This is a genomic window from Enterobacter sp. LM3 (assembly GCF_046622475.1).
GTDB lineage: Bacteria > Pseudomonadota > Gammaproteobacteria > Enterobacterales > Enterobacteriaceae > Enterobacter > Enterobacter cloacae_P.
In genome coordinates this window covers 9,912-36,624 of sequence record NZ_JBJURN010000006.1, presented here as the reverse complement: position 1 = coordinate 36,624, position 26,713 = coordinate 9,912, and the positions used below count along the sequence as shown (strand labels likewise).

Sequence of the window (26,713 nt, the reverse complement as noted above, 5' to 3'; positions counted from 1 at the left end):
TTCTCTCGAATTTAGACACAAAAAAAGCCTCCATCGGGAGGCTTATCTGGCGCTGTTTTTCGTTTCATCTTTCACGCGCTAGCCTCCTGAATTCAGGTGCTAAAGTAAAAGAAGAAGCGGAAAATAGCAGCATTCATGCTTGCGTTACCTTGTGTGGTAAAAACCGTTAAGACCTTATTGAAAAGCCTGGACGGGTAAATGTCAATCTTCTGATGGTGTTAAATGAAAAGAGGGAGCAAAGCCCCCTCTCTCAACTGGCTTACGCCAGTGCTGCTTTCGCTTTTTCGACCAGAGCGGTGAACGCTACTTTGTCGAATACTGCGATGTCAGCCAGGATCTTACGGTCGATTTCAACAGAGGCTTTTTTCAGGCCGTTGATGAATTTGCTGTAAGAAATACCGTTCTGACGTGCTGCTGCGTTGATACGCGCAATCCACAGTTGACGGAACTGACGCTTACGTTGACGACGGTCACGGTAAGCGTACTGACCAGCCTTGATAACAGCCTGGAAGGCAACGCGGTATACGCGTGAACGCGCACCGTAGTAGCCTTTAGCTTGTTTCAGAATTTTTTTGTGACGTGCACGAGCAATTACACCACGTTTTACGCGAGCCATGTGAGCTCTCCTGTATCTATATTCTTAGAAAAAAAATTAAACGTTAACGACTTATGCGTACGGCAGGCACGCGATAACCAGACCCAGATCGCCTTTAGACACGAGGCCTTTTGGACGCAGGTGACGTTTACGTTTAGTAGATTTTTTGGTCAGAATATGACGCAGGTTTGCGTGCTTACGCTTAAATCCACCACCACCGGTTTTTTTGAAGCGCTTAGCAGCACCGCGTACGGTCTTAATTTTTGGCATCTTAATAACTTCCACTTCGCATTGTTAAATAAACGAAACATAGGCGAGCAAAACCTATGAGACCCGAAGGCTTCACAGATTTTGCTGCTTGAAGGCCTTACTGTTTCTTCTTAGGAGCGAGCACCATGATCATCTGGCGGCCTTCGATCTTCGTAGGGAAGGATTCGACTACTGCCAGTTCACTCAGATCGTCACGGACGCGGTTAAGCACTTCCATACCGATCTGTTGGTGGGCCATCTCACGACCGCGGAAACGCAGTGTGATCTTGGCCTTATCGCCATCTTCCAGAAAGCGAATCAGGCTGCGGAGTTTTACCTGATAATCGCCATCGTCGGTACCAGGACGGAATTTGATTTCCTTAACCTGGATAACTTTTTGCTTTTTCTTCTGTTCCTTAGAAGACTTACTCTTTTCATAAAGGAACTTGCCGTAGTCCATGATACGACAAACTGGCGGTTCGGCGTTAGGGCTGATTTCAACTAAATCTACTCCAGCTTCTTCAGCCTTTTCGATTGCTTCTCTCAGACTCACAATCCCCAGTTGCTCACCTTCCAGACCTGTTAAGCGAACTTCCTGGGCGCGAATCTCGCCATTGATACGATTCGGACGTGCCGTTTGAACTCGTTTTCCGCCTTTAATACCTTATTCCTCCAGTTGTTGAAGACTGCGGCTGCGAATCTCTTGTTGCAGCTTCTCAATCACTTCACTTACGTCCAGGCTGCCCAGGTCTTTACCACGGCGGGTGCGAACGGCCACTTTGCCTGCTTCCACCTCTTTATCACCACAGACCAACATATACGGGACACGACGTAAAGTGTGCTCGCGGATTTTAAAGCCAATCTTCTCATTTCTCAAGTCTGCTTTTACGCGAATGCCCGCATTTTGTAGTTTCTGCGTCAATTCTTTAACGTATTCAGACTGAGAATCGGTAATGTTCATCACTACAACCTGCACTGGCGCAAGCCAGGTTGGGAAGAAGCCGGCGAACTCTTCGGTCAGGATGCCGATGAAGCGCTCCAGAGAACCGAGGATAGCACGGTGAATCATTACCGGTACCTGACGCTCGTTGTCTTCGCCAACATAAGAGGCGCTTAAACGCTGCGGCAGGGAGAAGTCCAGCTGTACAGTACCGCACTGCCATGCACGATCGAGGCAGTCATACAGGGTAAATTCAATTTTCGGACCGTAGAATGCGCCCTCACCCAGCTGGTATTCGAACGGAATACCGTTCTCTTCCAGCGCAACGGCGAGATCCGCTTCTGCGCGATCCCAGGTCTCGTCGCTACCGATACGTTTTTCCGGACGCGTTGAGAGTTTGACGACGATCTTCTCGAAGCCAAAGGTGCTGTACATATCGTAGACCATACGAATACAGGCGTTAACTTCATCACGTACCTGATCTTCCGTACAGAAGATATGCGCATCATCCTGAGTAAAGCCACGAACACGCATCAGACCGTGCAGCGCACCTGATGGCTCATTACGGTGGCAGCTACCGAACTCTGCCATACGCAGCGGCAGGTCGCGGTAGGATTTCAGACCCTGGTTGAAGATCTGAACGTGGCCCGGGCAGTTCATTGGCTTGATGCAGTATTCACGGTTCTCAGAAGAGGTAGTGAACATCGCATCTTTGTAGTTGTCCCAGTGGCCGGTTTTTTCCCACAGCACACGGTCCATCATGAACGGACCTTTCACTTCCTGATACTGGTACGCTTTCAGCTTGGAGCGCACGAACGTTTCCAGTTCACGGAAGATAGTCCAGCCGTCGTTATGCCAGAACACCATACCCGGTGCTTCTTCCTGCATATGGTACAGGTCAAGCTGCTTACCGATTTTACGGTGGTCACGTTTAGCCGCTTCTTCCAGGCGCTGGAGGTACGCGCTCAGGGCTTTTTTATCTGCCCACGCGGTACCATAAATACGCTGCAACATCTTGTTGTTGCTGTCGCCACGCCAGTAAGCACCTGCGATTTTCATCAGTTTAAAGTGATGGCAGAAGCGCATATTCGGCACGTGCGGCCCACGGCACATGTCGATGTATTCTTCGTGATGGTACAAGCCAGGCTTGTCATCATGAGAGATATTTTCATCAAGAATAGAGACTTTATAGCTCTCGCCACGCTTCACGAAGGTCTCACGCGCTTCGTGCCAGCTGACTTTCTTCTTAATGACGTCATAGTTGCTTTCGGCGAGCTCGTGCATACGTTTTTCGAGCGCGTCGATATCTTCCTGGGTCAGGGTATGGTCAAGGTCAACGTCGTAGTAGAAACCGTTGTCGATAACCGGGCCAATCGCCATTTTGGTGTTTGGCCACAGCTGTTTGATGGCATGACCTAACAGGTGCGCGCAGGAGTGACGAATGATTTCCAGACCTTCTTCGTCCTTCGCTGTGATGATAGACAGCTTCGCATCGTTTTCAATCAGGTCGGAGGCATCAACCAGCTCACCATTAACACGGCCAGCGATGGTCGCTTTCGCGAGTCCAGGACCGATGTCCAGGGCAACATCCATTGGGCTAACAGCGCGGTCGTAATGGCGTTGGCTGCCATCAGGAAGAGTAATTACAGGCATTTTATATCCTTATTTGCAGTGATGCCCCACACATAAGAGCATATACAAAGAAAATAATCGTGATTTGACAGTAGATTACGACACCATCTGACCAACAATCGTCAAATTGGCTCGTCATCATGCACCCACCGAAATCAGACAATGGCGGATTTACGGCAAGCCTTGCCATGTTAACACTAACAAAAGGGAGAATGCACCCTCTGCCGCCAGATTGATCCCTGGCACTTTCGCATGAATTTGCAGGGCGCAAATCCCAGGTGCTCGCATTCCCGAGATGCTGGGCTAATCTTGAACAGGTCCTTAAACCCAAAGGGGCATACGATGAATGTATCCAGTAGAACAGTTGTGATATTGAATATACTTTCAGCCACCGGTTTATTATTGATTCTCGCAGAGCGATTCCACTGGTTCTGACCCAGACCGTGCTGTGGCATAACCTGACGGAGCCGGGAAGCGGTATTTCCTCTCGTTTTTGATAGACTCCCCACATCAATGGACAAGGATGCAGGTTATGCCAACAAAACGATTTGCCGTAAAACACTGGAAAATGGTACTGGTGCTGATCGCTATCTGCGGTGCAATGTTGCTGTTACGTTGGGCGGCGATGATTTGGGGCTAAGACATTCCTGAACGTAAAAAAGCGGGTCGATAACGTTATCGACCCGCTTAAATTACATCTTATAGCCCAGAGAAATCGTGGTTCTGCGGTCGGTATGGTCCGGTGCAGTTTCTGGAGGTGATGAATTCCAGGTCACGTTGTAGGCCACTTTCAGACCAAAGTGTTCGTTGATGGCTACGTTCAGCGCAGTCTCAGAGTTCAGCGTGGTATCGTCGGCACCAAACACAGACACACCCTCGGTAAATTTGGTGTTATCAGTCATCTGCCAGGCGTAAGTGCCGGATGCATAGCCGAGTGGCTGGGTTTTGGTTTCACCGTCGGTGAATTCGTCATACCGGACACCCGGACCGAATTCAAAACGGAAGCTGTGAACAGGCCCGTTCAGGAACTGACGACCATAACCCGTAGTGAACACATCGCGCTGGCGATACCCGTTGTAACGGTCGGTTAACCAGCTTGCCTGACCAAACAGGTAGTCATAGTCGGTCATGTTGTAACGGCTACGTCCGCCTACCGCATACTTCTCGGAAGAACGTTCGTCGTTAGCGGAGGTGTTACTGGCATTTCCCCACAGCGACCAGGCGGTAGAGCTACCGTACCAGGTCAGGGTACTGTCTGCCGTCAGAGAGGAGCTTTTCGTGTTACCGGATTGTGCCAGATACCCTGCGTTCAGGTTACCTTCAAAGGGTTTCTTCGCGGTGGTGGGATCGTCCATGACAGTAAAAACGGTATCATCGGCGGCCGCATTCATTGACGCAAACACGCCACCCGCCAGCATCAGTGCAGCGGGTACTGTCTTCAAAAGCTTCATTTTATTAAGGAGTCCGTACAACAAAAAAAGAGACCGTCACGGTCCCGGAAACTTTCTTGAGGCTCAACGACAAGGCGTCCAGAGAAAGGTAACAAATTATAAAAAGGCGCAAATAACATAGCAACGTTTTCTTATTTCATTTTTTGAATAAGAACGATCCCAAAAAGACTTTTATTGTATAAAACAAATCCCCCGCTTCTTTCCGTATTCATTTTTAAAATCATACTGTTATTTACATTGCCTTCTTGCCAATCGGTGCCAGACTTAACGTAACCCATACTAAAAGGAGGTAATAATGGTTTCTATTTATACGCTGACGCTCTCTCCTTCTCTTGATTCTGCGACGCTGACGCCACAGATTTACCCGGAAGGTAAACTACGCTGTAGCACCCCGGTGTTTGAGCCTGGCGGCGGTGGAATCAACGTGGCGCGAGCCATTACCCACCTCGGTGGCAAAGCGACAGCGATTTTCCCCGCGGGGGGAGCCACCGGTGAGCACCTGGTTTCTTTGCTGGCAGAGGAAAACGTTGCTGTGGAAACGGTCCACGCCAAAGACTGGACGCGACAAAACCTGCACGTTCAGGTGGATTCCAGCGGCGAGCAGTACCGTTTTGTCATGCCAGGGGCAAAGTTGAGTGACGATGAGTTTCGTCAACTTGAAGAGAAAGTGCTGGCGATTGAAAACGGTGCCTTACTCGTTATCAGCGGCAGTCTGCCACCCGGCGTCAGCACGGAAAAACTGACGTCGCTCATTCGCGCAGCACAACAGCGCGGTATCCGCTGCATTGTCGACAGTTCTGGAGAAGCGCTACGCGCCGCCTTAGAGCCGGGCAACCTTGAGCTGGTGAAACCCAACCAAAAAGAGTTAAGCGCGCTGGTCAACCGCGAGCTAACCCAGCCTGATGACGTTCGTACCGCCGCACAGGAGCTGGTGCGCAGCGGCAAAGCACGACGCGTCGTGGTTTCGCTTGGCCCTCAGGGGGCGCTGGGCGTGGATGAAACGGGTTCCGTTCAGGTTGTCCCACCGCCGATGAAAAGCCAGAGTACCGTGGGCGCTGGCGACAGCATGGTCGGTGCGATGGCGCTAAAACTGGCGCAGGGCGCAACACTGCTGGAGATGACACGCTACGGCGTGGCGGCGGGTAGCGCCGCCACCATTAACCAGGGTACGCGTTTGTGTTCGCTCGCCGAGACGCAAAAAATCGTCGATTATCTGTCGCGACATTAACCCCCGTTCCCCTTCTTTAATGAAGGGGACGTGCTCTTCATAGTCGCCAAACGCAAACTATCGACTATGCTAAGAAAACTTTCATGATAACAATGAGGTGAATTATGAGCAGCGGTGACATCATTCGCTACGTCGTTACCATTCATATTCATGAAGCATCATTGACCGAACTCAATGAACTCAACAACACCTTTACCCGGGCCAATTTCCTGCTGACGCTTACGGATGATGACGGCAATATTCATGATTTAGGTACGCTCACATTTGGCCTGATTAGCGCCCTCAGCGAAGAAGAGATCCACGCGCTGGCAAGCAGTCTGGTCGAAAGTGTTACCGACAAGCATGCTGAAACCGATGTAGAAACCTGGGAACGCTGGCAAAAAAAGGAACAATAAGTGCCCTGCATGAATTTAAACCGCTCAGGTGTGCGTTAGTTCGTATTTTTTTACCGCAATTTTGCGCTAACTTTATGATCTGGCAGACAACATGGGAGAGACATCATGTGGCAGGCTATCAGTCATCTTTTAAGCGAGCAACTGGGTGAAGGTGAAATTGAACTGCGTAACGAACTGCCAGGCGGAGAGATCCACGCCGCATGGCATTTACGCTACGCAGGACGCGATCTTTTCGTGAAATGCGATGAGCGGGAGTTACTCCCTATCTTCACCGCTGAAGCCGACCAGCTGGAGCTGTTATCGCGCAGTAAAACGGTCACCGTTCCTCAGGTCTGGGCCGTCGGCAGCGACCGCGATTACAGTTTTCTGGTCATGGAATACCTTCCTGCCCGCCCCCTGGATGCCCACAACGCGTTCATTCTTGGGCAACAGTTAGCACGTCTCCACCAATGGAGCGACCAGCCGCAGTTTGGCCTCGATTTTGATAACGACCTTTCCACTACCCCGCAGCCGAATACCTGGCAGCGCCGCTGGTCGACCTTTTTCTCCGAACAACGTATTGGCTGGCAACTGGAACTGGCCGCAGAAAAAGGGCTGGAGTTTGGCAATATCGACGCCATTGTCGAACACGTGCAACAACGTCTTGCTTCGCACCAGCCTCAGCCTTCGCTGTTGCACGGTGATTTGTGGTCAGGAAACTGCGCGCTGGGGCCAAATGGTCCGTTTATCTTCGATCCAGCCTGTTACTGGGGCGACCGGGAGTGCGACCTTGCTATGCTGCCACTGCATCCTGAACAACCGCCACAGATTTACGACGGATATCAGTCTGTTTCGCCCCTGCCGCAGGATTTCCTTGAGCGTCAGCCGGTGTACCAGCTGTACACCCTGATTAACCGTGCCATTCTGTTTGGTGGTGAGCATCTCGTGCAGGCGCAACGCGCGCTTGAACGCATGCTGGCGGCATAATGACAAAACGGGGTGGCATGACGCCCCCCTATTTCATTACAAAAAGCCCAGCAGAGAGAAGAAGAAGTACCCCGCCACAATGATGATGACCGGCAGGATATAAAGCGGGAAAATTTGCAGGAAAATGGTGTGACGCGGAACCACGATGCGGGATTCAATCTGTTCGCGGCTCATCCCTTCTGCACCTTTGGCCTGCTCAAGAATCAGCTGGTCTTCCACCCCTTCACGTAAAAACCGTGTCTGGCGGCTCATTCTCGCCCCTGATGCCTGTAATGCCATTGCGATAAAGATCAGCGCGTAGATAACCCAGAACCCGACATTAAGCTGCTGATGAAAATCCGGCGTTGGCGAATTAAACCAGAAGACGTTTAAAAAAGGCGTATTGAAACGCATCATCTCGATCATGACATGTGCAAAATCAAGCATTACCGCATTGATACCCGGCTGCTTTTCGCTGTGATCGTACATAAATTTGAGCACTGAAATCAGCGTGGAAATGACGGCCGGGATAAAAATCACCCAGCCAGCAACACGTTTTAAGACAGCAATGCGTCCAGCTTGTTGATACGTCATCAGTTCCCCTTCCAAAAGACGCGTTATTTGTGCCTAAGTCTACCTGCTGACCATCATTTTCGCCCGTTCTTTAAAGGCAATATGCTAAATTGCAGAGTGTACTTAGCATTTATACCCTAAAGAATTCGGGTATATCGTCTGTCGAACACCTTAGCCAGGGAGACATTGTGATGTCGACACCGTGCCAGATTGTTGCCGCTATTTTTGACATGGATGGATTACTGATTGATTCCGAGCCGCTGTGGGATCGGGCCGAACTGGACGTCATGGCCAGCCTGGGCGTCGATATCAGTCGTCGGAATGAACTGCCGGATACGCTGGGCCTGCGCATCGATATGGTGGTTGAACTTTGGTATGCCCACCAGCCGTGGGTTGGCCCCAATCACGGCGAAGTTACCGCACGCATTATCAACCGCGCCATTGCGCTGGTTGAAGAGTACAAACCGCTTCTGCCCGGCGTGCGTGAAGCGGTAGCCCTGTGTAAAGCTCAGGGGATGAAGGTTGGACTGGCCTCCGCCTCCCCACTGCATATGCTGGAAAAAGTGCTCACCCTGTTTGAGCTGCGTGACAGTTTCGATGCCCTGGCCTCAGCCGAAACGCTGCCCTATAGCAAACCCCACCCGCAGGTCTATATGGACTGCGCAGCGAAGCTGGGTCTTGATCCGCTGGTATGCGTGGCGCTGGAAGATTCCGTTAACGGCATGGTGGCATCAAAAGCCGCGCGCATGCGCTCCATTGTGGTACCCGCCGAAGAAGGCCGTCACGACCCCCGTTTTGCACTTGCCGACGTGAAGCTCACCTCGCTGGCCAATCTGACGGTGCAACATTTGCGCGGTGAATAAGTAATATTCCAGTCTCGGAGGCGCGTATGACGCCGGGATAGTCGGTATCCTGCGCCCTCTGACACCCGTTTGTGACAAAGAGTTACACCGTCACCTCTTCCGCCTACTGTACAAAAACCCTATACTGTATGAATTGACAGTTTCCTGGGTTTTATCATGACGGCGGAAGGCCACCTGCTTTTTTCTATCGCGTGCGCAGTATTTGCCAAAAACGCTGAACTTACCCCCGTGCTGGCACAAGGGGACTGGTGGCATATTGTCCCTTCGGCCGTGTTGACCTGCCTGTTGCCCGATATTGATCATCCAAAATCATTCCTCGGGCAACGCTTGAAGTGGGTGTCGAAGCCCATCGCCCGCGCATTCGGCCATCGTGGGTTTACCCACAGCCTGCTGGCTGTCTTCGGCCTGCTCACGCTTTTCTATTTAAAGGTTCCTGAAAGCTGGATAGTCCCCGCCGATGCCATCCAGGGGATGGTGTTGGGTTATTTGAGCCATATTCTGGCCGATATGCTGACGCCTGCGGGCGTGCCACTACTCTGGCCATGCCGCTGGCGTTTCCGCCTGCCTATTCTCGCCCCTCAGAAAGGTAACCAGCTTGAGCGCGTTTTGTGCATGGCGCTGTTCGCTTATGCCGTCTGGATGCCCCAAACATTGCCCGAAAATAGTGCAGTCCGCTGGTCATCGCAGATGATCAATTCGCTGCAATTTCAGTTCGATCGTTTTATTAATCACCAGACAGAACATTAAACCAGCAAAATAATCGCATTTGTCATAACCCATTCCATTTGGATATAAGCGCGACATCACACTTCTGCTAACCTTGCGCCAACAGGCTCGGGAAAACCGACCACATAATAAATCAGGAGAACGGGGATGAATTTTCCACTCATCGCGAACGTTGTTGTGTTCGTTGTATTGCTATTGCTTCTGGCCCAGACACGCCACACACAGTGGAGTCTGGCGAAGAAAGTGCTGGCGGGTCTGGGCACAGGTGTTGTATTTGGTCTGGCATTACAGGCGATTTATGGCTCTGATAATCCGGTACTGAAAGATTCCATTCAGTGGTTTAATGTCGTCGGTAACGGCTACGTGCAACTGCTGCAGATGATCGTTATGCCGCTGGTGTTTGCCTCTATTCTGAGCGCCGTTGCCCGTCTGCATAATGCCACTCAGCTGGGTAAAATCAGCTTCCTGACCATTGGTACGCTGCTGTTCACCACCCTTATCGCCGCACTGGTCGGTGTGCTGGTCACCAACCTGTTTGGTCTGACTGCCGAAGGTCTGGTGCAAGGGTCTGCTGAAACGGCGCGTCTGGCGGCTATTCAGTCTAACTACGTCGGTAAAGTTGCCGATCTGACCGTGCCGCAAATGCTGCTCTCCTTCATTCCGAAGAACCCGTTTGCAGACCTGACCGGTGCAAGCCCAACCTCCATTATCAGCGTGGTGATCTTCGCAGCGTTCCTGGGTGTGGCTGCGCTGAAGCTGCTGAAAGACGATGCACCGAAGGGGCAGCGTGTTCTGACGGCGATTGATACCCTGCAAAGCTGGGTGATGAAACTGGTTCGTCTGGTGATGCAGTTAACGCCATACGGCGTGCTGGCACTGATGACCAAAGTGGTTGCGGGTTCAAACCTGCAGGACATCATCAAGCTGGGTAGCTTTGTGATTGCCTCTTACCTGGGTCTGGGCATCATGTTTGTGGTTCACGGCATCCTGCTGGGTGTGAACGGCATTAGCCCACTGAAATACTTCCGTAAAGTCTGGCCGGTACTGACCTTCGCGTTCACCAGCCGTTCCAGTGCGGCCTCTATTCCGCTGAACGTCGAAGCGCAGACTCGTCGTCTGGGTGTACCAGAATCTATCGCCAGCTTCTCAGCCTCCTTTGGTGCAACCATTGGTCAGAACGGCTGTGCGGGTCTCTACCCGGCGATGCTGGCCGTGATGGTTGCCCCGACGGTGGGTATCAACCCGCTGGATCCAGTCTGGATTGCCACCCTGGTCGGTATTGTTACCGTAAGCTCCGCAGGTGTGGCGGGTGTTGGCGGTGGCGCGACCTTCGCAGCATTGATTGTCCTGCCTGCACTGGGCCTGCCGGTAACGCTGGTTGCTCTGCTTATCTCTGTTGAACCACTGATCGACATGGGTCGTACCGCCCTGAATGTCAGCGGCTCCATGACGGCCGGTACGCTAACCAGCCAGTGGCTGAAGCAGACCGATAAAGCCGTACTGGAAAGTGAAGACGACGCTGAACTGGCGCACCGTTAATCCACTTCTGAAATAAAAAAACCGCCTGAGGGCGGTTTTTTTATGACTGTTATTCTTCAACATCACCATCCTGACGGATTTGCATTGCCCAGCGCTGCGCCGATTCCGGCACCGTGAAGGCGGGCGAACGGCGAAAGTGTTCGCCTGCCAGCACGAAGGCCACATATTTGCCACGCAACTGCCAGACATCGCGAAAACCATCCACTTTCAGGGCGTGTTCAGGCGGAGCGGGCTCAACGCGGGGCACGTAGCTAATCACAGGGCGATTTTGTTGACGAAGTGGTTTCATAAGCGACGGGTTCACTAAAGCAAATTCTGACAGCAGGAAATTCCTATCATAGCCGATTCCGTCCCCACACGTCGCGCCTTCCATGCGGTATGCCGCCTCTTTCACGAAACCACCAGGCTGAAAACGTTCAGTTTATCCGCAACGACGCCGTACTTCAGTAAAAAAGCCGGGTGACGACTTAACCTCACCCGGCCTGCGATACCAACAATAACGGCACGTTTTATCAAAGATCCCCAAACGTTCCCAGACGATAGCCACGTTCCGCAATGGCATATTTCAGCGATGCCGACGTCAGCACATCCAGTTCCGCCAGACGCGGCCAGCAGTAGGCGCTTTTACGCACGGTATTATCGACAAACGCCGGGTGCGCCATCACTTCCAGCGACTTTTCACCACGCGCGGCTGAATCATCCAGCACCTGCAGGAACAGCGCTTCGCTGATCACTTCACCGTAAAACGCGCTGCTGAATCCCTCCGTTGTCGGCACAGAGAAGAACGACAGCCCGTGCAGCGCCTGCACTTCACGATCCACGCGCATCGCCACCCCTTTTCGTTGCGCAAACTCCGCGACGATGGGGAAAATCGCCGGGATCATATGCACATGGTGATGGCTGTCGATGTGTGTCGGTTCACGGCCAAACACATCAACAAAGCGGTTGAACTGACAATCCAGCTCGCGGGTAATCTCTTCAAGCGGCAGAGCGTCCTGCCCGGCCAGTTCCCAAATCCATTTCCCCAACTGTCCACCGCGCGTCAGCCCGGGCATGGGTGAAAGCGGCATCCCAAGCGTCAGCACAAAGTGCATGCCGACACCAAGCTCCGGGGTTTCACGGCTCAACAACGCCGCATGCTCAACCGCATCACCATTAATTAATGCCGTTGTTGAGGTCACTACGCCCCGGCGACAGGCTTCAATAATGCCGTAGTTCTGCCCTTTCGACAGGCCAAAATCATCGGCATTTACGATCAGCAGGTTTTCCATCGCACATCCCCTTAACGGTGTTTGAACTTCAGTTTCTCAACCGTCGCAGCAAAGTTTGGTAGCCATTTTTCATGCGCCAGGATCATCTCACTCGCCAGTTGCTCCGCGTCGCGGTCGGAATGCACCAGCGGACTGAGGTTTAGCGCCAGCAGGACATCATTCAGCTCACCGCTCAGCGCCGCATTGCTTGCCGCAATTTCAAACCCTTTGATGGTGTGGATGAGGCCCATCACTTTGTCATCAAAGTGAGTAATACGCGAATGCGGTTTGGCCCCCTCGCGGCCCAGAATGCAGGTCATCTCAACGGCCCAGTCGGCCGGGATGTTATCAATGTGTCCATGATGCGGCACGTTAACGTAGTGTTCAGCCTGCTTGTCGTTGTAAATGGCGTTGATCACCTCGCACGCCGCGTCCGAATAGTACGCCCCACCACGCTGCTCCAGCTCTTTCGGTTTGACGTTCAGGTTCGGATCTTTATACAAATCAAACAGCTGCTTTTCAACTTTCTGCACGACCTGAGCACGCGCGCCACCTTTATAGTATTCACCCATTTCGATGGCCAGCATCTCTTTCTGCTTGAAGTAGTAAAGCAGATACGAGCACGGCAGCAGGTTCAGGGAGCGGATCAGCCCTTCGCTGAACGGCAGGTCGAAGATGTTTTTCACAGAAGCGGCCGTCAGGCGGCCAGACGCCACGCCGTCGAGCAGCTCGGCAAAGCGCGATTTACCGTTCACCATCACATCTTTGATAAACACCATGTGGTTCAGACCGAACAGGTCGATGGAGAGATCGTCTTTGTCGGTCAGCTCCAGCACATCGCGGATAAACATCTTCATCCCAATCGGGATATTACACACGCCGATAAAGCGTTTGAAACTGGTGTGGCGGTAGACCGCTTCGGTCACCATTCCTGCCGGGTTGGTAAAGTTAATCACCCACGCGTTCGGGCAGATCTCTTCCACGTCTTTGATGATATCGAACACCACCGGAATGGTACGCAGACCTTTAAACAGGCCGCCCGCTCCGTTGGTTTCCTGGCCCAGATAACCGTGGCTCAGCGGAATACGCTCGTCCAGCTCACGCGCTTTCAGCTGGCCGACGCGCAGCTGCGTGGTCACGAAGTCGGCATCTTTCAGCGCCAGACGGCGATCCAGGGTTTTATGCACGGTTAACGGGACACCGGCTTTCTCAACCATGCGTTTGCACAGGTCGAAAATAATATTCAGCTTCTCTTGCCCTTCCTCAACGTCCACCAGCCATAATTCACTCACCGGTAATTCATGATAACGTTTCAGAAAACCTTCCAGTAATTCCGGGGTATAACTGCTGCCGCCGCCAATGGTTACGACTTTTAATTTCTGTTGCATGATATCTCCCTTAGCGTATCAGGTTAACCGCCTGCAAGGTATAGCGTTCTCTTCCCGCTATTTGGGCAAGCGTTTAAGTCAATAGTCATGGCGGATATAACCGCCAAAAGTTAATTAATTACCGTCAAATTCTTTCGGTAACTGTTCGGTGTGAATGAGGTAAATTTCTTAAAGGTTTTAATAAACAGGCTGGGACTGCTGTAACCTGACTCATAAGCAATGTCGGTCACGGAGTAGTTGGTAATTTCCAGCTGTTTTTTGGCAAAATTAATGCGGATTTCATTAATGATCTGCACGGGTGTTTTTCGATAATAACGCTGAGTGGCACGGGTTAAATATTCCTGCGACTTACCCGACAGCGAAACCATATTTTCCAGTGCGTTATCACTGAACTGCCCTTTGTCATGCATCAGCTCAACGGTGCTACGGAGCCATTGCGGGATATCGTCAATTACCTGTTGTTCTTCACGGTGATGGCGAAGACGGTTCATCACGTAGAATGTCACGGTTTCAATAAACTCATCGAACTCATTGTCGCGGAAGTTAAGCGAGGCTATAACCGTTTCGATCCAGGTCATAAACTCATTTTTGACGCGATACACCTGTGACGCCACAAAGCAGAACGGGACCAGCGGCAGATAGTGTTTCTCAAAGAAGCGCTTACTGACACCCACATTAAGAATGCGGGTGGCACCAAATTCATAAAAGCTCTGGTGATAGGACCCCATCGGCAGGAAGACAAAGTCACCGCGCTCCAGCAGAACGCGCTTGCCGTTAATCTCCTGGTAGTAGCGGCCAGTCAGAACAATCGTGAACTCGTAGTAGTCATGCTGATGCAGACCGCTGGCGCTCTCCGTCTTGTTGTAGATAACCACGTGAAAATTCTTGCCATTAAACAGTTGCTGCTCAAGTGCGGTTTTAATTTCCATCGTGCTGACCTCCTGCTACTGAATCTGACTTACTGTATCTTTTCGTGAAGCTCGATTAACTCCGCCACCAGCTCACGTGCCAGCATGGAGGTCATCAGGTGATCCTGGGCATGCACCAGCACCAGGCTGACCTTCATCTTCCCTTCGCCTTGATCACCTTCAATCAGTTTTGTCTGCACGAGGTGAGCTTCATTCAGCGCGGTACGGGACTGCTCCATCATGGTTTTCGCTGCCGCGAAATCACCCTGTTTGGCCTGCCGAAGCGCGGCATACGCCAGGCTGCGCGCCTGACCGGAATTGATGATAAGGCCCATCACGACTTCTTCTAAATCATTCTCTGCGCTTTCTTCGGCAACGATACTATCCAAATCTAACATCTTTTAGCTCCTTTTCACTGGCGCGGGTTGCCCCGCGCCGTGCAATTTTAGAATTTCAGTGAGAGGGCAATATCCTCTTCGCTCTCTTCTTCATCGATAATGGTTGCAGCTTTGTTCGCAATCGCCACGAATGGCATGTAGAGCATTGTCGAAATCCCGAGGTTGAATATCGCCAGCAGGAAGGCGGCTACGCTACCGTTAGTGTTGAAGAACGCGCCCAGACCCGCCGGCATTGTCCACGGTGCAATGTTGGTGATTGGCGGGATAATTCCCAGGTAATACGCCGTCAGGGTAATCGCGGCCAGCAGCGGCTGAATCAGGATGAACGGGATGAACATTACCGGGTTCATGATGATTGGCAGACCAAACAGGATCGGTTCGTTAATCTGGAAGATGCCTGATGGCAGCGCCAGCTTCGCAACCTGGCGATAGTCAGCACGACGAGAGACAATAAAGACCGCGATGATCAGACCCAGCGTCGCCCCGGTACCCCCCAGGAAGATATAGGAATCAAGCATCGGCTTCGCCCACACATGGAAGGTTTTACCGGCTGCCAGCGCCGCATCAACGGAACCGTACTGCTGGTAAAGCGCAACGTTTTCCAGTGCCCACGGGGTCATAATACCGCTGTCCAGCGCTGCCAGTGCCAGTGAACCATGCACGCCGAAGAACCACAGCAGGGAGGTAAAAATCACATACGCCCAACCGACCACTCCACCCATTGACGCCAGCGGCGTAGAGATAGAGTCCATGATGATCTGGTGGAAGTTTGTGCCCCAGTGAGAGAGCGCCCAGGCAATAATCCCCATGATGGAGAGAATAATGAAGCCTGGAATCAACGCGGAAAATGAACGAGAAACGGAAGCGGGTACGCTGTCCGGCAAACGGATCACCCAGTTGCGACGGATAATAAAGGTGAACATTTCGGCAACCACCAGACCGATAACAATACCGGAAATAATGTTTGCCCCACCCAGCCAGTTGGCACCGACTGCGTAAGCCTCACCCACGCTATAAGGCGTTACGGTCATAAAAGCGGCGACGGATAATAACCCCGCAGCCAGCGGATCAACTTTACGCTCTTCTGCCAGCGCCATCCCAATAAAGAAAGGGGCCATCAGCGACATAATACCCAACGTACCGTTGTATACGTTGCCGCCGATGGCTTTAAAACCATTAAGGGTTTCAATAGTGGAAGCGTCTAACCGAATTCCTAATGAATAAAAGAAGGAACCTTCACCAAAGCTCAGAAAAACGTTGTTAATTAAAACGAACATTGCCCCGGCCAGCGTCAACGGCATTAATTTAATAAAACCGTTTTTGATGGCATTAACGTGAGGCTGCTTTCCTATTTTAACAGCAAAAGGAAGGAGTACCTTTTCAAGTGAAGCGATGACTTTACTCATAGGAAAATACCCTTAAATGCCGCAACGAGGGTTACGGCGTATTGTGTGTGAAATTACTCTTTGACGGGAAAAATAAAAAATTAATTTGCAGCTCTTTTAATCGCTGCAACGGCAGCTTTTAATACACCTAAACCATCAATTTTGCCGTACAGCGCAGAGTCGATCACTTCGACAGGCTTATTGGGTAACAAGCGCTGGATTTCCGGCAACATATAAGCGATTTGTGGCCCCAGTAATACGACATCGGCCGTCTGTCCCTTTTCGCCCGCCAGCGTTTCTGGAAACGCTTCAATCACCACAGGGACTTCATACTTTTCGGCCTGCGTACGCATCTTTGACACCAGCAGTGAAGTTGACATGCCCGCTGAACAGAACAGATAGATATGTTTCTTTTCCATAGTCATTTCCCTCTTGTATGACTACCTGCCGTCGCGCTATCACTCGACTCGCTGTCCTGGCTGACAGGTAGTTTGTTCGCTATTGTTTATCGTTGAAGTGAGTATACGGCATGGTACAAGGAGGGGATAATTCTGAACAGACTCAAATTGTCTCTGGTTGACCTGGCTTGTTGACTACCTTCACATTTCAGGTAAATAATTCGCGCAAATAAATAAGATTTACGTATGTATAAAAAAACCGGCACGCAGGCCGGTTTGTTAACATTCTCAGGCTAGCAGGGTTATTTCACCTTAGCCGCCTGCGGATCGGTATCGTACTCGGCGCAGGTCTGGTAACCCGAATTGATCACGTGTCCAGTATCGTCCAGCGCGACAAAGTAGGTTTCAGCCTTACCATCTCGTTGACCCAGGATATAGGTCTGACACGTACCACGCGCATGAATCATCGTGATTTCAGACGATGGTTTACCGGCAATCGCGGCGACCTGCGAGCGTGTCATCCCTTTTTTGACGTCTTTAACCACAGGTTGTGTGAACTGATCTTTGGTGCGATCGTAAGCTGTACACCCTGCCAGCATAGTCAGAACCGCCGCTGCACCCAGAATTCCTGCTATGTTCTTGTTCATTTCCCGTCCTCTTGTTTATCAACGCGTTACCTAAGCATGGAATAAAAAGTACTATTGTTCAACTTTGCGGGTTATGCCAGATGAATTTTGGAAAATTCCAGTAAAACAGCGATAAGCTGCTAAATCGCCGTAATTTAACCCACTCGAAACTGTGATCCTTGTCGTTTTACGCCCGAAGAGTTAGCTTTAACAGATCATACTTTCTGTTTCGTTCTGCATAGGGAGGGCGTCATGGCTCTGCAACAAGAAATTATTCAGGCGCTGGGCGCAAAACCAGCAGTAGACGCAAATGAAGAGATCCGTCGAAGCGTCGACTTTTTAAAATCCTATTTGAAAACCTATCCCTTTCTGAAGTCGCTGGTGCTGGGTATCAGTGGGGGTCAGGACTCCACGCTGACCGGCAAGCTGTGTCAGATGGCCATTTCCGAACGGCGTGAAGAGACCGGCGATGAAACGTTGCAGTTTATCGCGGTACGCCTTCCTTATGGTGTGCAGGCAGACGAGCAGGATTGCCAGGATGCGATCGAGTTTATCCAGCCAGACCGCGTCCTTACCGTGAATATCAAAGGTTCAGTGCTGGCGAGTGAGCAGGCACTGCGTGAGGCAGGTATTGAGCTGAGCGATTTTGTCCGTGGCAACGAAAAAGCCCGCGAACGCATGAAAGCGCAATACAGCATTGCGGGAATGACCAAAGGCGTTGTCGTGGGTACCGACCATGCGGCTGAAGCGATCACGGGGTTCTTCACCAAGTACGGCGACGGGGGCACTGATATCAACCCGATCTTCCGTCTGAACAAACGTCAGGGGAAGCAGTTGCTTGCCACGCTGGGCTGCCCGGAACATCTTTATAAGAAAGCGCCAACGGCCGATCTGGAAGACGATCGCCCTTCCCTGCCGGATGAAGCCGCGCTGGGCGTCACTTACGACAACATTGATGATTACCTGGAAGGTAAAAAACTGGATGAAGGTACCGCGAAGATCATTGAGGGCTGGTATCTGAAAACCGAGCACAAACGCCGTCCACCGATCACCGTGTTTGATGATTTCTGGAAGAGATAATCGTCTGTGATGATTGCGGGTGGCGGTCCATAGCAGGCCGCCATCCGGTACAAGGAACAGCCTGAACGATTGCTCAGTGGCCGGGTAGCCAGGTAATTTCGCTGAACAGTAACGTTCCTTTCGACTCCAGCAAACGGAGAGTATGCGTTCCTTCCTCCCAGCTTGCACCCTGATCGGCCATCAGCAATTTTTCGCCAAGCTGCCACGCGCCGCTTAACACCAGAACCACGCCACCGCGTGAACCAAAGGTGGTAAACGTGCGGTCAGCAACGCGGACTTTCGCCTGACAGCAGTCCCGCCGGGTCATAATATTGAAGTCCATCGACATCTTCCCGTCGGTAAGCAGCGCTTTCACCGGTAGATCGCCCGAAAAACTAAAAGGCTGGTGATGCTTCAGGGTATGGCAAAACGCCTTACCGGCATCCAGCGTTACCTCTCCCCCTTCCAGCAAGGCGATCACCCGATCGACGCCGGGGAACGAAGAGAATTCGCCATTACTGGCAATGGAGGCAATGCTGGCGCGCCAGAAAAAATCACGCGTCGCGGGAGGAAAACAACAAATTTCACGAGTCTCGCCAGCACCATTGCGCCAGAGACTGACCGGCATTTTACGGATATCAAAAAACTCCATCACCACTCCTGAAAGGCACAGCATGCGCCTTGGCAAGGATATCGCTATCGTTGCTGTCTTGTTTGTTATCGTTGGGTACTCACAGACGTATTATCGGCAACAGAACAGGCAGGCCTTAGCTGGATGCGAATAAAAATTCTAACACCATGACTCTGCTATACATTCTCTGAAGCGACTACAGGAGGATACCGCGCTTATGGCGGCAGGCAAGAGGGATAAAAGAAAAAACCGCCGGCCCTGTCCACAGCGATTGCGCTTTTGTGGACAGGATCCCGGCGGTCTTAAGATGTTGAACCGATTATTCGGTTGGTGCAGGCATTTTACCTTCCAGCGCCGGACGTTCTGTCAGACGCTTCTCAAAATTGGCATTAAATTGTTTTTTCTGTTCAGGGGTCAGAATGTTGTAGATCTTGTTCTGGGTTTCCATGTGAGCCAGCATGCGGGCTTTATTCTGCTCAGCCATTTTGTCGATTTGCGCTTCGGCTTTTGCCTTATCGAAGCTGTCGCTGGCAATGATGTCATGCATCGCGCGGCGCTCTTCCAGCGAAGGACGTTTCATCTGGTCACGCTGGCTTTTCATGATGTCGCGCACCTGCTGCTTCTGCGCATCGGTCAGGTTCAGACCTTTAAACATCATGTCGTGGTTCATACCCGGCATGCCCTGATGATGCATCATCATTTTGCCTGACAGCGGCGCGGCAGGGGTGGTGGTTGCGGTATCTGCGGCGAACGCCATGCTGGTAGCGCCCAGAGCCAGGGTAGAAGCAACAAACAGTGCAGTTAACTTACGCATAATTTATTTCCTTACTTTCAGTTATTCTTCGGCGCTATGCCGTGTTGACGAGATTAACTTTACAAGGTTTAGCGTCAATTAGTCAGAGCATTGGTAAAGCAATGAAAGTGTAAAAAACACTTTATCGCCAATTATGGAGAAATTAAGAATAAAACGTGGAGAGTTGAAACAAAAAATATTCAATATGATGATTTTAAAGAAATTATGAGAGAGTATAGCGAAGCAATGCTTATTTTGAAAGCAATCACCCAGGAATAATCTGTAAAAACTCGCTAAGCGCTTTATTTGCGAAGAAAATAAGTTTTTGGCGAAAATAGAAATGATAACTCATACGATTTGCCCCTCTTTCCACAAGAGGGGCAAACCGGCTCAGCTCATTTTTTCCAGCATCAACCCGGCTCTCAGCCCAAACGCGACGGAAGGGTTCGGGAACAGGACATACTCCGTGGCTTTCTGCACCTCATAGCGCTCATCACCGTCCTCTGCCAGCAATACCCCCTGGCGGAATGGCGTGAAGTTCAGCGTATGTGCCGCCATGTGAAGAAGGAAGGCATCGCTGCGGCGCGTTATCTGTTGTACAACCCGATAACGCTCAACGGGTTCATGTGCGTGCTCAGGCGCGGTTCCGCCCAGCAGCGCCCGAAGCGCAAGATGCGTAGGTGCAAAGCGCGTGAGATCGTTCTGCCCAAATGGCAGTGCTTTTCCCAGCTCCAGCGTGCAGGCCAGCGCCCCGAAATGTTCGCAGGTAAAATGGGTGAACGTTCCTCCCGGTGACTGATGGAATACCAGCGCTTCCAGACCCGCATCACCCAGCCAGCTCAGGAACGTTTCATCCCACGGCTGATGACGCTGCGGTAAAACACCAAAGCGTACATGGTATGACGCCCGGATCGCCGTATGCAGATCAAGATGCCAGCGGTCTGGCCCAGCGGTGGCAAAAAACGTGGCCACCACCTTCTCCAGCCACTGCGCGCGCACCGTTTCGTCACCCTGCGGGAACTGCGACCAGCGGCCACCGAACATCCGGTTAATATCACTCACCAGATAACGCTTATTTTGCGCCAGCGCAGGTGGATTCCCGAGCACCACCAGCAGACGGCATTGCAGGGTGATATCACCGCGATACAATGCGCGCAACAGCAGGTCGACAATCTCAACGGGTGCAGTTTCGTTACCGTGAATGCCGGTTGAAAGCAGAAGCGACAGCGTATACTTCCCGGATGGCGTCAGCTCAAGCACTCCGCGCCCCAGCCACCGCCAGTGGAATGAGGGGCCTTCCCCCTCAGCCTGCTCAGGCATGTCGTCTGCCAGCGTCAGCGCCAGTAAATTTTCCATATCCTCTCCTTTAGCGCTGGAACGGATAAACCGACCCCAGCTGCAGGATCGTCGTTAACGCATCCAGCGCCTCGCGGCCTTCACGCAGCAGCTGCGGGTCGACCAGATCGGCCTGCGTTAATCTGTCGCGATAGTAACGATCCACCCAGTCATTCAGGGTATTAAAGAGCGTATCGTTCATCATGACGGCAGGATTCACCGCCTGCATTTCATTCTGCGTCAACACCACGCGCAGGCGTAAACACGCCGGGCCACCGCCGTTTGCCATACTTTCGCGCAGGTCAAACACGCGCAGTTCGTCAATCGGGTTATCGGCTTTCACCAGCTCGCTCAGATAACGCCACACCCCTGCATGGTTGCGGGACTCCTGCGGCAGCACCAGCATCATGCTGCCGTCATCACGGCTCAACAGCTGGCTGTTGAACAGATAGGTTTCAACCGCATCCTGCACGCTGACCGCGTCAGTCGGCACCTGAACCGGCATAAACCCGGGAACACGCTCATGCAGCGTAGCGAGCAGTTTCTCCTGATGGGCAAACGCCTGCTCGTGGCAGAACAGCACCTGACGGTTAGAGACGGCAATGACGTCGTTGTGGAACACGCCCTGATCGATCACATGCGGGTTCTGTTGGGCGAAAATCAGCTGTGAAGGATTAACCTGATTCAGGCGCGCAACCGCCTGGCTTGCCGCCAGCGTCTGACGGGCAGGATAACGGGTTGGCTCAGCGTGGCCCCCCTCCTCGCGCCCGTAAATAAACAGCTGCAAGCCGGGCTCACCATAATCGCCCCCCAGACGGTTATGGTTCGCCGCCCCTTCATCGCCAAACATCGCCACCTGCGGCAGCGCCTGGTGTACGTCAAAATGGGTGTCATTATGGAAAATGGCGCGCAGCACGCGCTCGGTGGTGTCCGCTTCGGTGGCGCGGTGGAACTTGTTATTCAGGTTCGCGACCGTCAAATGGACTTTGCCATCCAGCGTATCGGCTGACGGCGCGACGGTTGCCGCATTTGCCACCCACATCGAAGAGGCGGAGCTGGCCGCAGAGAGCAGGTATGGCGTCTGGGTGCCCGCTTTTTCAACCACCTGCTCGTCACTGCCGCTGAAACCAAGCTGACGCAGGACGGCCACGTTTGGCCGCTCCTGAGGGGGGATCACCGCCTGCGGAAAACCCGCATCCGAGAGGGCTTTCATTTTCAGCAGCCCCTGCTTCGCCGCCAGTTTCGGGTTAGAGACCTGAAAACGGTGCTTCGTCGAGGCTTCATTACCAAACGACAGGCCAGCATAGTGGTGCGTCAGCCCCACCAGCCCGTCAAAGTTCACTTCACGCGCTTTCATGGCTATCCCCCTGGGTAAAATCCAGACCCGGATTCAGCGTCTCCGGCAGCGTCAGCGCGGGTGTTTCCAGGCTTGCCATTGGCCATGCGCAGTAATCTGCCGCATACCATGCGCTGGCGCGATGGTTGCCCGACGCCCCCACGCCGCCAAACGGGGCGGTGCTCGCTGCGCCGGTAAGCGGTTTGTTCCAGTTCACAATCCCCGCGCGCGCTTCGAGCAGCAGCTGATCAAACTTCTCGCGATGAGGTGAAATCAAACCGCTCGACAAACCGTAGCGGGTGTTATTCGCCATCCTGATGGCACTGTCAAAATCGTCATAGCGCCAGACACACAGTAATGGGCCGAAGACCTCTTCATCCGGCACGTTGCTCGTGCCGCTCATCTCAACAATGCCCGGTGTCAGCAGCGACGTACCTGGCTGAACCTGCTTCGGCTCCAGCAAGGTTTTCGCGCCCCGCGCCACATGAGCCTGCCAGGCTTTCAACACGTTCTCTGCCGCCTGCGCTGAAATCAGCCCGCCGATAAACGGCTGGGGGTCTGCATCCCACTTAGCAGGCATCAGACGTGCGCTCACGTCGACCAGACGTTTCAGGAACGCATCGCCCTGTGCGCCACGCTTCACCAGCAACCGACGGGCACAGGTGCAGCGCTGTCCGGCGGTAATAAAGGCTGACTGGATCGTCAGATGCACAGCGGCATCAATATCGTCGGGATCTTCCACAATCAGCGGATTATTACCGCCCATTTCCAGGGCAAGGATTTTCTCCGGCTGTCCCGCCAGCTGGCGGTGCAGTTGATAGCCCGTACCGGCGCTGCCGGTGAACAGCAGGCCGTCAATGTCATTTAGCACACTCAGCGCCTGGCCGGTTTCACGCCCGCCCTGCACCAGGTTGAGTACGCCTGGCGGTAAACCCGCCTGTTCCCAGAGTTTCACCACCGCCTCACCGGTTAACGGCGTTAACTCACTCGGTTTGAAAATGACGGTATTGCCCGCCAGCAACGCAGGCACAATATGGCCGTTTGGCAGATGGCCCGGGAAGTTATACGGGCCAAATACCGCGAGCACGCCGTGCGGACGGTGGCGCAGCGTGGCCGCCCCGTCGGGCATTTCAGTGTGTTGTTCACCGGTACGGGTATGGTATGCCTTCACCGAAATGGCGATTTTGTTAATCATCGCCGTCACTTCGGTTGTGGCTTCCCAGCGAGGCTTACTGGTTTCGGAAGCAATAATTCGCGTCAGTTCAGCCTTATTCGCCTCAAGCAGTGCGGCAAATTTTTCAACAATCGTCTGACGCGCGGAGAAAGGCTGTTTCGCCCACGCCGGGAACGCACGACGCGCGGCGTGACAGGCTTGTTCCACCTGCGCGGTGCTGGCATCATTTCCCTTCCAGAGCACCTCTTGCCCCACCGGGTTCGTTTTCACGCGATGTTCGCCCTCGCCCGCCACCCAGTCACCGTTAATCCATAAAGTCATGCTGTTTTCTCCTCAGGGCAGAGTCGCACCAGGCGCACCGTGTCGCCGGCATTACATTTCAGGGCATCAAGCTGTGCGGCGGTCAGCACCAGACGTTCACATTTCGGATCGGTGCGTATCAGCATGGCGCGGAAATTATCATAATGTTCGTTAGACACCAGGCACGCCGGCCATTCACCCGGCGCAGGCTGGCCTTCAGACACTGTCACCAGGCGGCTTTTACGGATCGCACGCACGCGGTCAATATCGCACTCAAGCGTAGGCCCGCCGTCAAAGATGTCGACGTAATTGCGGTAGCGGAAGCCTTCTTTCTCCAGCACCGCGCGGGCAGGGGCCGTTTGCGGATGCACTTCACCGATCACCGCCTGCGCTTCCGGGCTTAAGAAATGGGTATAAATAGGATGTTTCGGCATCAGCTCGGCGATAAACGCTTTCTGCCCGGTACCGCAGAGATAGTCCGCGCGGCTAAACTCCATTGAAAAGAAGCGTTCGCCCAGGCTTTCCCAGAACGGGGAATAGCCTTTGTCGTCGATCACACCGCGCATCTCAGCAACCACTTTTTCGTTGAAGCGGTCGCGGAACGCCGCCATAAACATAAAGCGCGACTTGGAGAGTAAATAACCGTTGCCCTCCTTGCGCCACGCCGGATCGAGAAACAGCGTGCAGAGCTCGCTGGCACCGGTGTGGTCATTACAGAGAAACAGCGTTGGCAGTGCGTTATAGACGTTCAGCTCTTTCGAGGCGTGAACCATCGTACCAACCCGGTAGTTGTACCACGGGTCATTTAGCCCCACAGCCACTTCGATGGCGCAAATCCCGGCGACTGCGCCCGTTTCAGTATCTTCCAGCACGAACACATAGCCCTGTTCGCTTTTCGGCAACGTCCCTTGCCAGGTTTGCAGGGCGCGCTCAATGCGCGCCGACAGCGTTTTTTCATCGGCAGGAAGCGAGGTCAGCCCGCCTCCTGTCTTACCGGCAAGCAGCATAAGCCCGGCGAGATCGCCGCGCTCAACGGGACGGATGACCATCATGATGACACCCCGGACTTCACATGTTCACAGGCCAGCGCAAAACGATCTAACCCGGTTTTCACCTCTTCTTCACTGACAACCAGCGCAGGGGCAAACCGCACCACGTTGGCACCGGCAATCAGCACCATCACGCCCATTTTTGCTGCTTCCTGTGAAATAAGTTTAGCTTTTCCGGCAAACTCAGGCGTGAGTTCACAGCCAATTAACAGCCCCAGACCACGGATCTCTTTAAACAGGCCGGTTTTGCTGTTGATGGCATTCAGGCGTTCAACAAACCAGTCGTGACGCTGTTTCACGCCGTTCAGCACTTCCGGGGTGTTGATGATATCCAGTACCTGCCCGGCCACGGCGGATGCCAGCGGGTTACCGCCGTAGGTGGTACCGTGAGTACCAACGGTCATCACGCTGGCGAATTTATCCGTTGTCAGCATCGCCCCCACCGGGAAACCGCCGCCCAGCGCTTTAGCGGTGGAGAGAACGTCCGGCGTAACGCCATAGTGCATATAGGCATACAGCTCACCAGTGCGGCCCACGCCCGTCTGCACTTCGTCAAAAATCAGCACTGCGTTATGACGATCGCACAGCTCGCGCAGCCCCTGCAGGAATGCTTTCTGCGCCGGAAGCACACCGCCTTCACCCTGCATTGGCTCGACAATCACCGCACAGGTGGTATCGCTGATAAGCTCGCTGGCCGACGCCAGATCGTTATAAATGCCGTGACGGATATCTGGCGGCAGCGGCGCAAAATCCTGGGAGTAGGACGGTTGACCACCCGCGCTCACGGTAAAGAGCGTGCGGCCGTGGAAAGCATTTTTAAACGCGACAATTCCGCTCTTATGCACGCCAAATTTATCGTGCGCATATTTACGCGCCAGCTTCAGCGCGGCTTCGTTCGCTTCCGCACCCGAGTTACAGAAAAAGACTTTTTCCGCAAAGGTGGCGTCGATCAGTTTTTTCGCCAGACGCAGTGCTGGCTCGTTGGTGTAGCCATTGCCGGTATGCCAGAACTTTGCCGCCTGATCGTTCAGCGCCTGACGCAGTGCCGGGTGCGCATGACCCAGCGCATTGACCGCAATCCCACCCGCAAAGTCGATATACTCTTTGCCCTGCTGATCCCACAGGCGTGAGCCTTCCCCACGTACCGGAATAAAAGCCGCCGGGGCGTAAACCGGCATCATCCATTCATCAAAATTTTCACGCGTAATTGACAGAGACATAGCGACCTCATCCGGTAAATAAAAGGTTGTTTAAATGTTAAATAATTGAGTGTTTGCCCTGTGAATGTAGATTGCAGAGTTCGTGCCAGCCAGCGATAAAAATGCATAAACGGGATGGAGTGACAGAATATCAATAGCTTACGATATGGAATTATTCACTGTTATTGCATAAAAAGTGAATATTTTTACGGTAAGCGGCGCTTTGCCGCATGAAAACAAGAAAGAGTATGCACAGGCCAAATATAATTCTGGAATTGTGATCGCTCGCGAAATTTATTGACCATTTACGCCCTGTAACAGGGCGAGACGCGTCAGAATGGTGCAAAT

31 protein-coding genes and 1 other annotated feature are annotated in these 26,713 nt (G+C 52.8%); of the genes, 9 read left to right on the top strand and 22 right to left on the bottom strand.

Features of this window, described 5'->3' with window-relative positions:
- Positions 1–17 precede the first annotated feature (17 nt).
- Positions 18–142, bottom strand: a sequence feature (Phe leader region).
- The 5 genes from pheM to thrS form a co-directional block, all read right to left on the bottom strand.
- Positions 93–137, bottom strand: a complete 45-nt coding sequence (gene pheM, locus ACJ9N4_RS09080; protein ID WP_001386830.1) for a pheST operon leader peptide PheM — start codon at positions 135–137, stop codon at positions 93–95. It overlaps the preceding feature by 45 nt.
- 117 nt (positions 143–259) lie before the next feature.
- On the bottom strand, positions 260–616 hold the full coding sequence (gene rplT, locus ACJ9N4_RS09075) for a 50S ribosomal protein L20 (protein WP_000124850.1): 357 nt from the start codon (positions 614–616) through the stop codon (positions 260–262).
- Positions 617–667: 51 nt separating this feature from the next.
- On the bottom strand, positions 668–865 hold the full coding sequence (rpmI, locus tag ACJ9N4_RS09070; RefSeq protein WP_003030583.1) for a 50S ribosomal protein L35: 198 nt from the start codon (positions 863–865) through the stop codon (positions 668–670).
- 97 nt (positions 866–962) lie between these two features.
- On the bottom strand, positions 963–1,505 hold the full coding sequence (infC, locus tag ACJ9N4_RS09065; RefSeq protein ID WP_023616141.1) for a translation initiation factor IF-3: 543 nt from the start codon (positions 1,503–1,505) through the stop codon (positions 963–965).
- A 3-nt stretch (positions 1,506–1,508) separates the two neighbouring features.
- Positions 1,509–3,437 (bottom strand): threonine--tRNA ligase, encoded by a 1,929-nt coding sequence (thrS, locus tag ACJ9N4_RS09060; protein ID WP_182271158.1) that lies wholly within the window; start codon positions 3,435–3,437, stop codon positions 1,509–1,511.
- Positions 3,438–3,668: 231 nt separating this feature from the next.
- On the opposite strand from thrS, the gene yncL reads away from it, so the two are divergent.
- On the top strand, positions 3,669–3,851 hold the full coding sequence (gene yncL, locus ACJ9N4_RS09055) for a stress response membrane protein YncL (protein ID WP_330165453.1): 183 nt from the start codon (positions 3,669–3,671) through the stop codon (positions 3,849–3,851).
- Between the two features lie 97 nt (positions 3,852–3,948).
- Positions 3,949–4,056 (top strand): small membrane protein YniD, encoded by a 108-nt coding sequence (yniD, locus tag ACJ9N4_RS09050; protein WP_008500658.1) that lies wholly within the window; start codon positions 3,949–3,951, stop codon positions 4,054–4,056.
- A 52-nt stretch (positions 4,057–4,108) separates the two neighbouring features.
- Here the strand turns inward: yniD and ACJ9N4_RS09045 are convergent, their stop codons facing one another.
- Positions 4,109–4,867, bottom strand: a complete 759-nt coding sequence (locus ACJ9N4_RS09045; protein ID WP_182918576.1) for a YdiY family protein — start codon at positions 4,865–4,867, stop codon at positions 4,109–4,111.
- Between the two features lie 295 nt (positions 4,868–5,162).
- Between ACJ9N4_RS09045 and pfkB the strand changes: the two genes are divergently transcribed.
- The 3 genes from pfkB to ACJ9N4_RS09030 all read left to right on the top strand — a co-directional run bounded on the left by pfkB (position 5,163) and on the right by ACJ9N4_RS09030 (position 7,456).
- Positions 5,163–6,095, top strand: a complete 933-nt coding sequence (gene pfkB / locus ACJ9N4_RS09040; RefSeq protein WP_182918577.1) for a 6-phosphofructokinase II — start codon at positions 5,163–5,165, stop codon at positions 6,093–6,095.
- Between the two features lie 104 nt (positions 6,096–6,199).
- Positions 6,200–6,490, top strand: a complete 291-nt coding sequence (gene ghoS, locus ACJ9N4_RS09035; RefSeq protein ID WP_182271155.1) for a type V toxin-antitoxin system endoribonuclease antitoxin GhoS — start codon at positions 6,200–6,202, stop codon at positions 6,488–6,490.
- Between the two features lie 105 nt (positions 6,491–6,595).
- Positions 6,596–7,456: a fructosamine kinase family protein gene (locus ACJ9N4_RS09030; RefSeq protein WP_182271154.1), complete on the top strand. Its 861-nt coding sequence runs from the start codon at positions 6,596–6,598 to the stop codon at positions 7,454–7,456.
- A 36-nt stretch (positions 7,457–7,492) separates the two neighbouring features.
- On the opposite strand, the gene ACJ9N4_RS09025 is transcribed toward ACJ9N4_RS09030, so the two are convergent.
- Positions 7,493–8,029, bottom strand: coding sequence for a YniB family protein (locus tag ACJ9N4_RS09025; RefSeq protein ID WP_182271153.1), 537 nt, complete (start codon positions 8,027–8,029; stop codon positions 7,493–7,495).
- A gap of 170 nt (positions 8,030–8,199) precedes the next feature.
- On the opposite strand from ACJ9N4_RS09025, the gene hxpB reads away from it, so the two are divergent.
- The 3 genes from hxpB (at position 8,200) to ACJ9N4_RS09010 (ending at position 11,136) form a co-directional block, all read left to right on the top strand.
- Complete coding sequence (hxpB, locus tag ACJ9N4_RS09020) at positions 8,200–8,871, top strand: hexitol phosphatase HxpB (RefSeq protein WP_182918578.1); 672 nt, start codon at positions 8,200–8,202, stop codon at positions 8,869–8,871.
- A 156-nt stretch (positions 8,872–9,027) separates the two neighbouring features.
- On the top strand, positions 9,028–9,618 hold the full coding sequence (locus ACJ9N4_RS09015; RefSeq protein WP_182271151.1) for a metal-dependent hydrolase: 591 nt from the start codon (positions 9,028–9,030) through the stop codon (positions 9,616–9,618).
- Positions 9,619–9,744: 126 nt separating this feature from the next.
- A complete protein-coding gene (locus ACJ9N4_RS09010; protein WP_182271150.1) occupies positions 9,745–11,136 on the top strand; it encodes an L-cystine transporter in 1,392 nt (463 codons plus the stop codon).
- 49 nt (positions 11,137–11,185) lie between these two features.
- Here the strand turns inward: ACJ9N4_RS09010 and cedA are convergent, their stop codons facing one another.
- The 8 genes from cedA to osmE form a co-directional block, all read right to left on the bottom strand.
- Complete coding sequence (gene cedA, locus ACJ9N4_RS09005) at positions 11,186–11,425, bottom strand: cell division activator CedA (RefSeq protein WP_230857858.1); 240 nt, start codon at positions 11,423–11,425, stop codon at positions 11,186–11,188.
- 223 nt (positions 11,426–11,648) lie between these two features.
- Positions 11,649–12,407, bottom strand: a complete 759-nt coding sequence (gene chbG, locus ACJ9N4_RS09000; protein WP_182271149.1) for a chitin disaccharide deacetylase — start codon at positions 12,405–12,407, stop codon at positions 11,649–11,651.
- Positions 12,408–12,418: 11 nt separating this feature from the next.
- Positions 12,419–13,774, bottom strand: a complete 1,356-nt coding sequence (locus ACJ9N4_RS08995; protein WP_182271148.1) for a 6-phospho-beta-glucosidase — start codon at positions 13,772–13,774, stop codon at positions 12,419–12,421.
- Positions 13,775–13,884: 110 nt separating this feature from the next.
- Entirely contained in the window at positions 13,885–14,703 is an 819-nt protein-coding gene (gene chbR, locus ACJ9N4_RS08990) for a transcriptional regulator ChbR (RefSeq protein ID WP_182271147.1), read from the bottom strand.
- Positions 14,704–14,732: 29 nt separating this feature from the next.
- The gene (gene chbA / locus ACJ9N4_RS08985; protein WP_182918579.1) at positions 14,733–15,080 is read right to left on the bottom strand and encodes a PTS N,N'-diacetylchitobiose transporter subunit IIA; all 348 of its coding nucleotides are present in this window, start codon (positions 15,078–15,080) and stop codon (positions 14,733–14,735) included.
- A 47-nt stretch (positions 15,081–15,127) separates the two neighbouring features.
- Positions 15,128–16,486: a PTS N,N'-diacetylchitobiose transporter subunit IIC gene (chbC, locus tag ACJ9N4_RS08980; RefSeq protein WP_182271146.1), complete on the bottom strand. Its 1,359-nt coding sequence runs from the start codon at positions 16,484–16,486 to the stop codon at positions 15,128–15,130.
- Positions 16,487–16,566: 80 nt separating this feature from the next.
- Positions 16,567–16,884, bottom strand: coding sequence for a PTS N,N'-diacetylchitobiose transporter subunit IIB (chbB, locus tag ACJ9N4_RS08975; protein WP_182271145.1), 318 nt, complete (start codon positions 16,882–16,884; stop codon positions 16,567–16,569).
- Between the two features lie 281 nt (positions 16,885–17,165).
- Positions 17,166–17,510, bottom strand: coding sequence for an osmotically-inducible lipoprotein OsmE (osmE, locus tag ACJ9N4_RS08970; protein ID WP_182918580.1), 345 nt, complete (start codon positions 17,508–17,510; stop codon positions 17,166–17,168).
- Between the two features lie 231 nt (positions 17,511–17,741).
- Between osmE and nadE the strand changes: the two genes are divergently transcribed.
- Positions 17,742–18,569: an ammonia-dependent NAD(+) synthetase gene (gene nadE, locus ACJ9N4_RS08965; RefSeq protein WP_182271143.1), complete on the top strand. Its 828-nt coding sequence runs from the start codon at positions 17,742–17,744 to the stop codon at positions 18,567–18,569.
- A gap of 73 nt (positions 18,570–18,642) precedes the next feature.
- Here nadE and ves read toward each other — a convergent pair whose 3' ends face one another.
- The 7 genes from ves to ACJ9N4_RS08930 all read right to left on the bottom strand — a co-directional run bounded on the left by ves (position 18,643) and on the right by ACJ9N4_RS08930 (position 26,386).
- Positions 18,643–19,200, bottom strand: a complete 558-nt coding sequence (ves, locus tag ACJ9N4_RS08960) for an environmental stress-induced protein Ves (RefSeq protein ID WP_182918581.1) — start codon at positions 19,198–19,200, stop codon at positions 18,643–18,645.
- 298 nt (positions 19,201–19,498) lie between these two features.
- A complete protein-coding gene (gene spy, locus ACJ9N4_RS08955) occupies positions 19,499–19,993 on the bottom strand; it encodes an ATP-independent periplasmic protein-refolding chaperone Spy (protein ID WP_182271141.1) in 495 nt (164 codons plus the stop codon).
- Positions 19,994–20,362: 369 nt separating this feature from the next.
- On the bottom strand, positions 20,363–21,328 hold the full coding sequence (astE, locus tag ACJ9N4_RS08950) for a succinylglutamate desuccinylase (RefSeq protein WP_182918582.1): 966 nt from the start codon (positions 21,326–21,328) through the stop codon (positions 20,363–20,365).
- 10 nt (positions 21,329–21,338) lie between these two features.
- Entirely contained in the window at positions 21,339–22,664 is a 1,326-nt protein-coding gene (astB, locus tag ACJ9N4_RS08945) for an N-succinylarginine dihydrolase (protein WP_182271139.1), read from the bottom strand.
- Positions 22,651–24,138 (bottom strand): succinylglutamate-semialdehyde dehydrogenase, encoded by a 1,488-nt coding sequence (gene astD, locus ACJ9N4_RS08940; RefSeq protein ID WP_182918583.1) that lies wholly within the window; start codon positions 24,136–24,138, stop codon positions 22,651–22,653. The genes astB and astD overlap by 14 nt, the downstream gene beginning before the upstream one ends.
- Entirely contained in the window at positions 24,135–25,169 is a 1,035-nt protein-coding gene (gene astA, locus ACJ9N4_RS08935; RefSeq protein ID WP_182271137.1) for an arginine N-succinyltransferase, read from the bottom strand. The genes astD and astA overlap by 4 nt, the downstream gene beginning before the upstream one ends.
- Complete coding sequence (locus ACJ9N4_RS08930; RefSeq protein WP_182271136.1) at positions 25,166–26,386, bottom strand: aspartate aminotransferase family protein; 1,221 nt, start codon at positions 26,384–26,386, stop codon at positions 25,166–25,168. The genes astA and ACJ9N4_RS08930 overlap by 4 nt, the downstream gene beginning before the upstream one ends.
- Between the last annotated feature and the right edge of the window lie 327 nt (positions 26,387–26,713).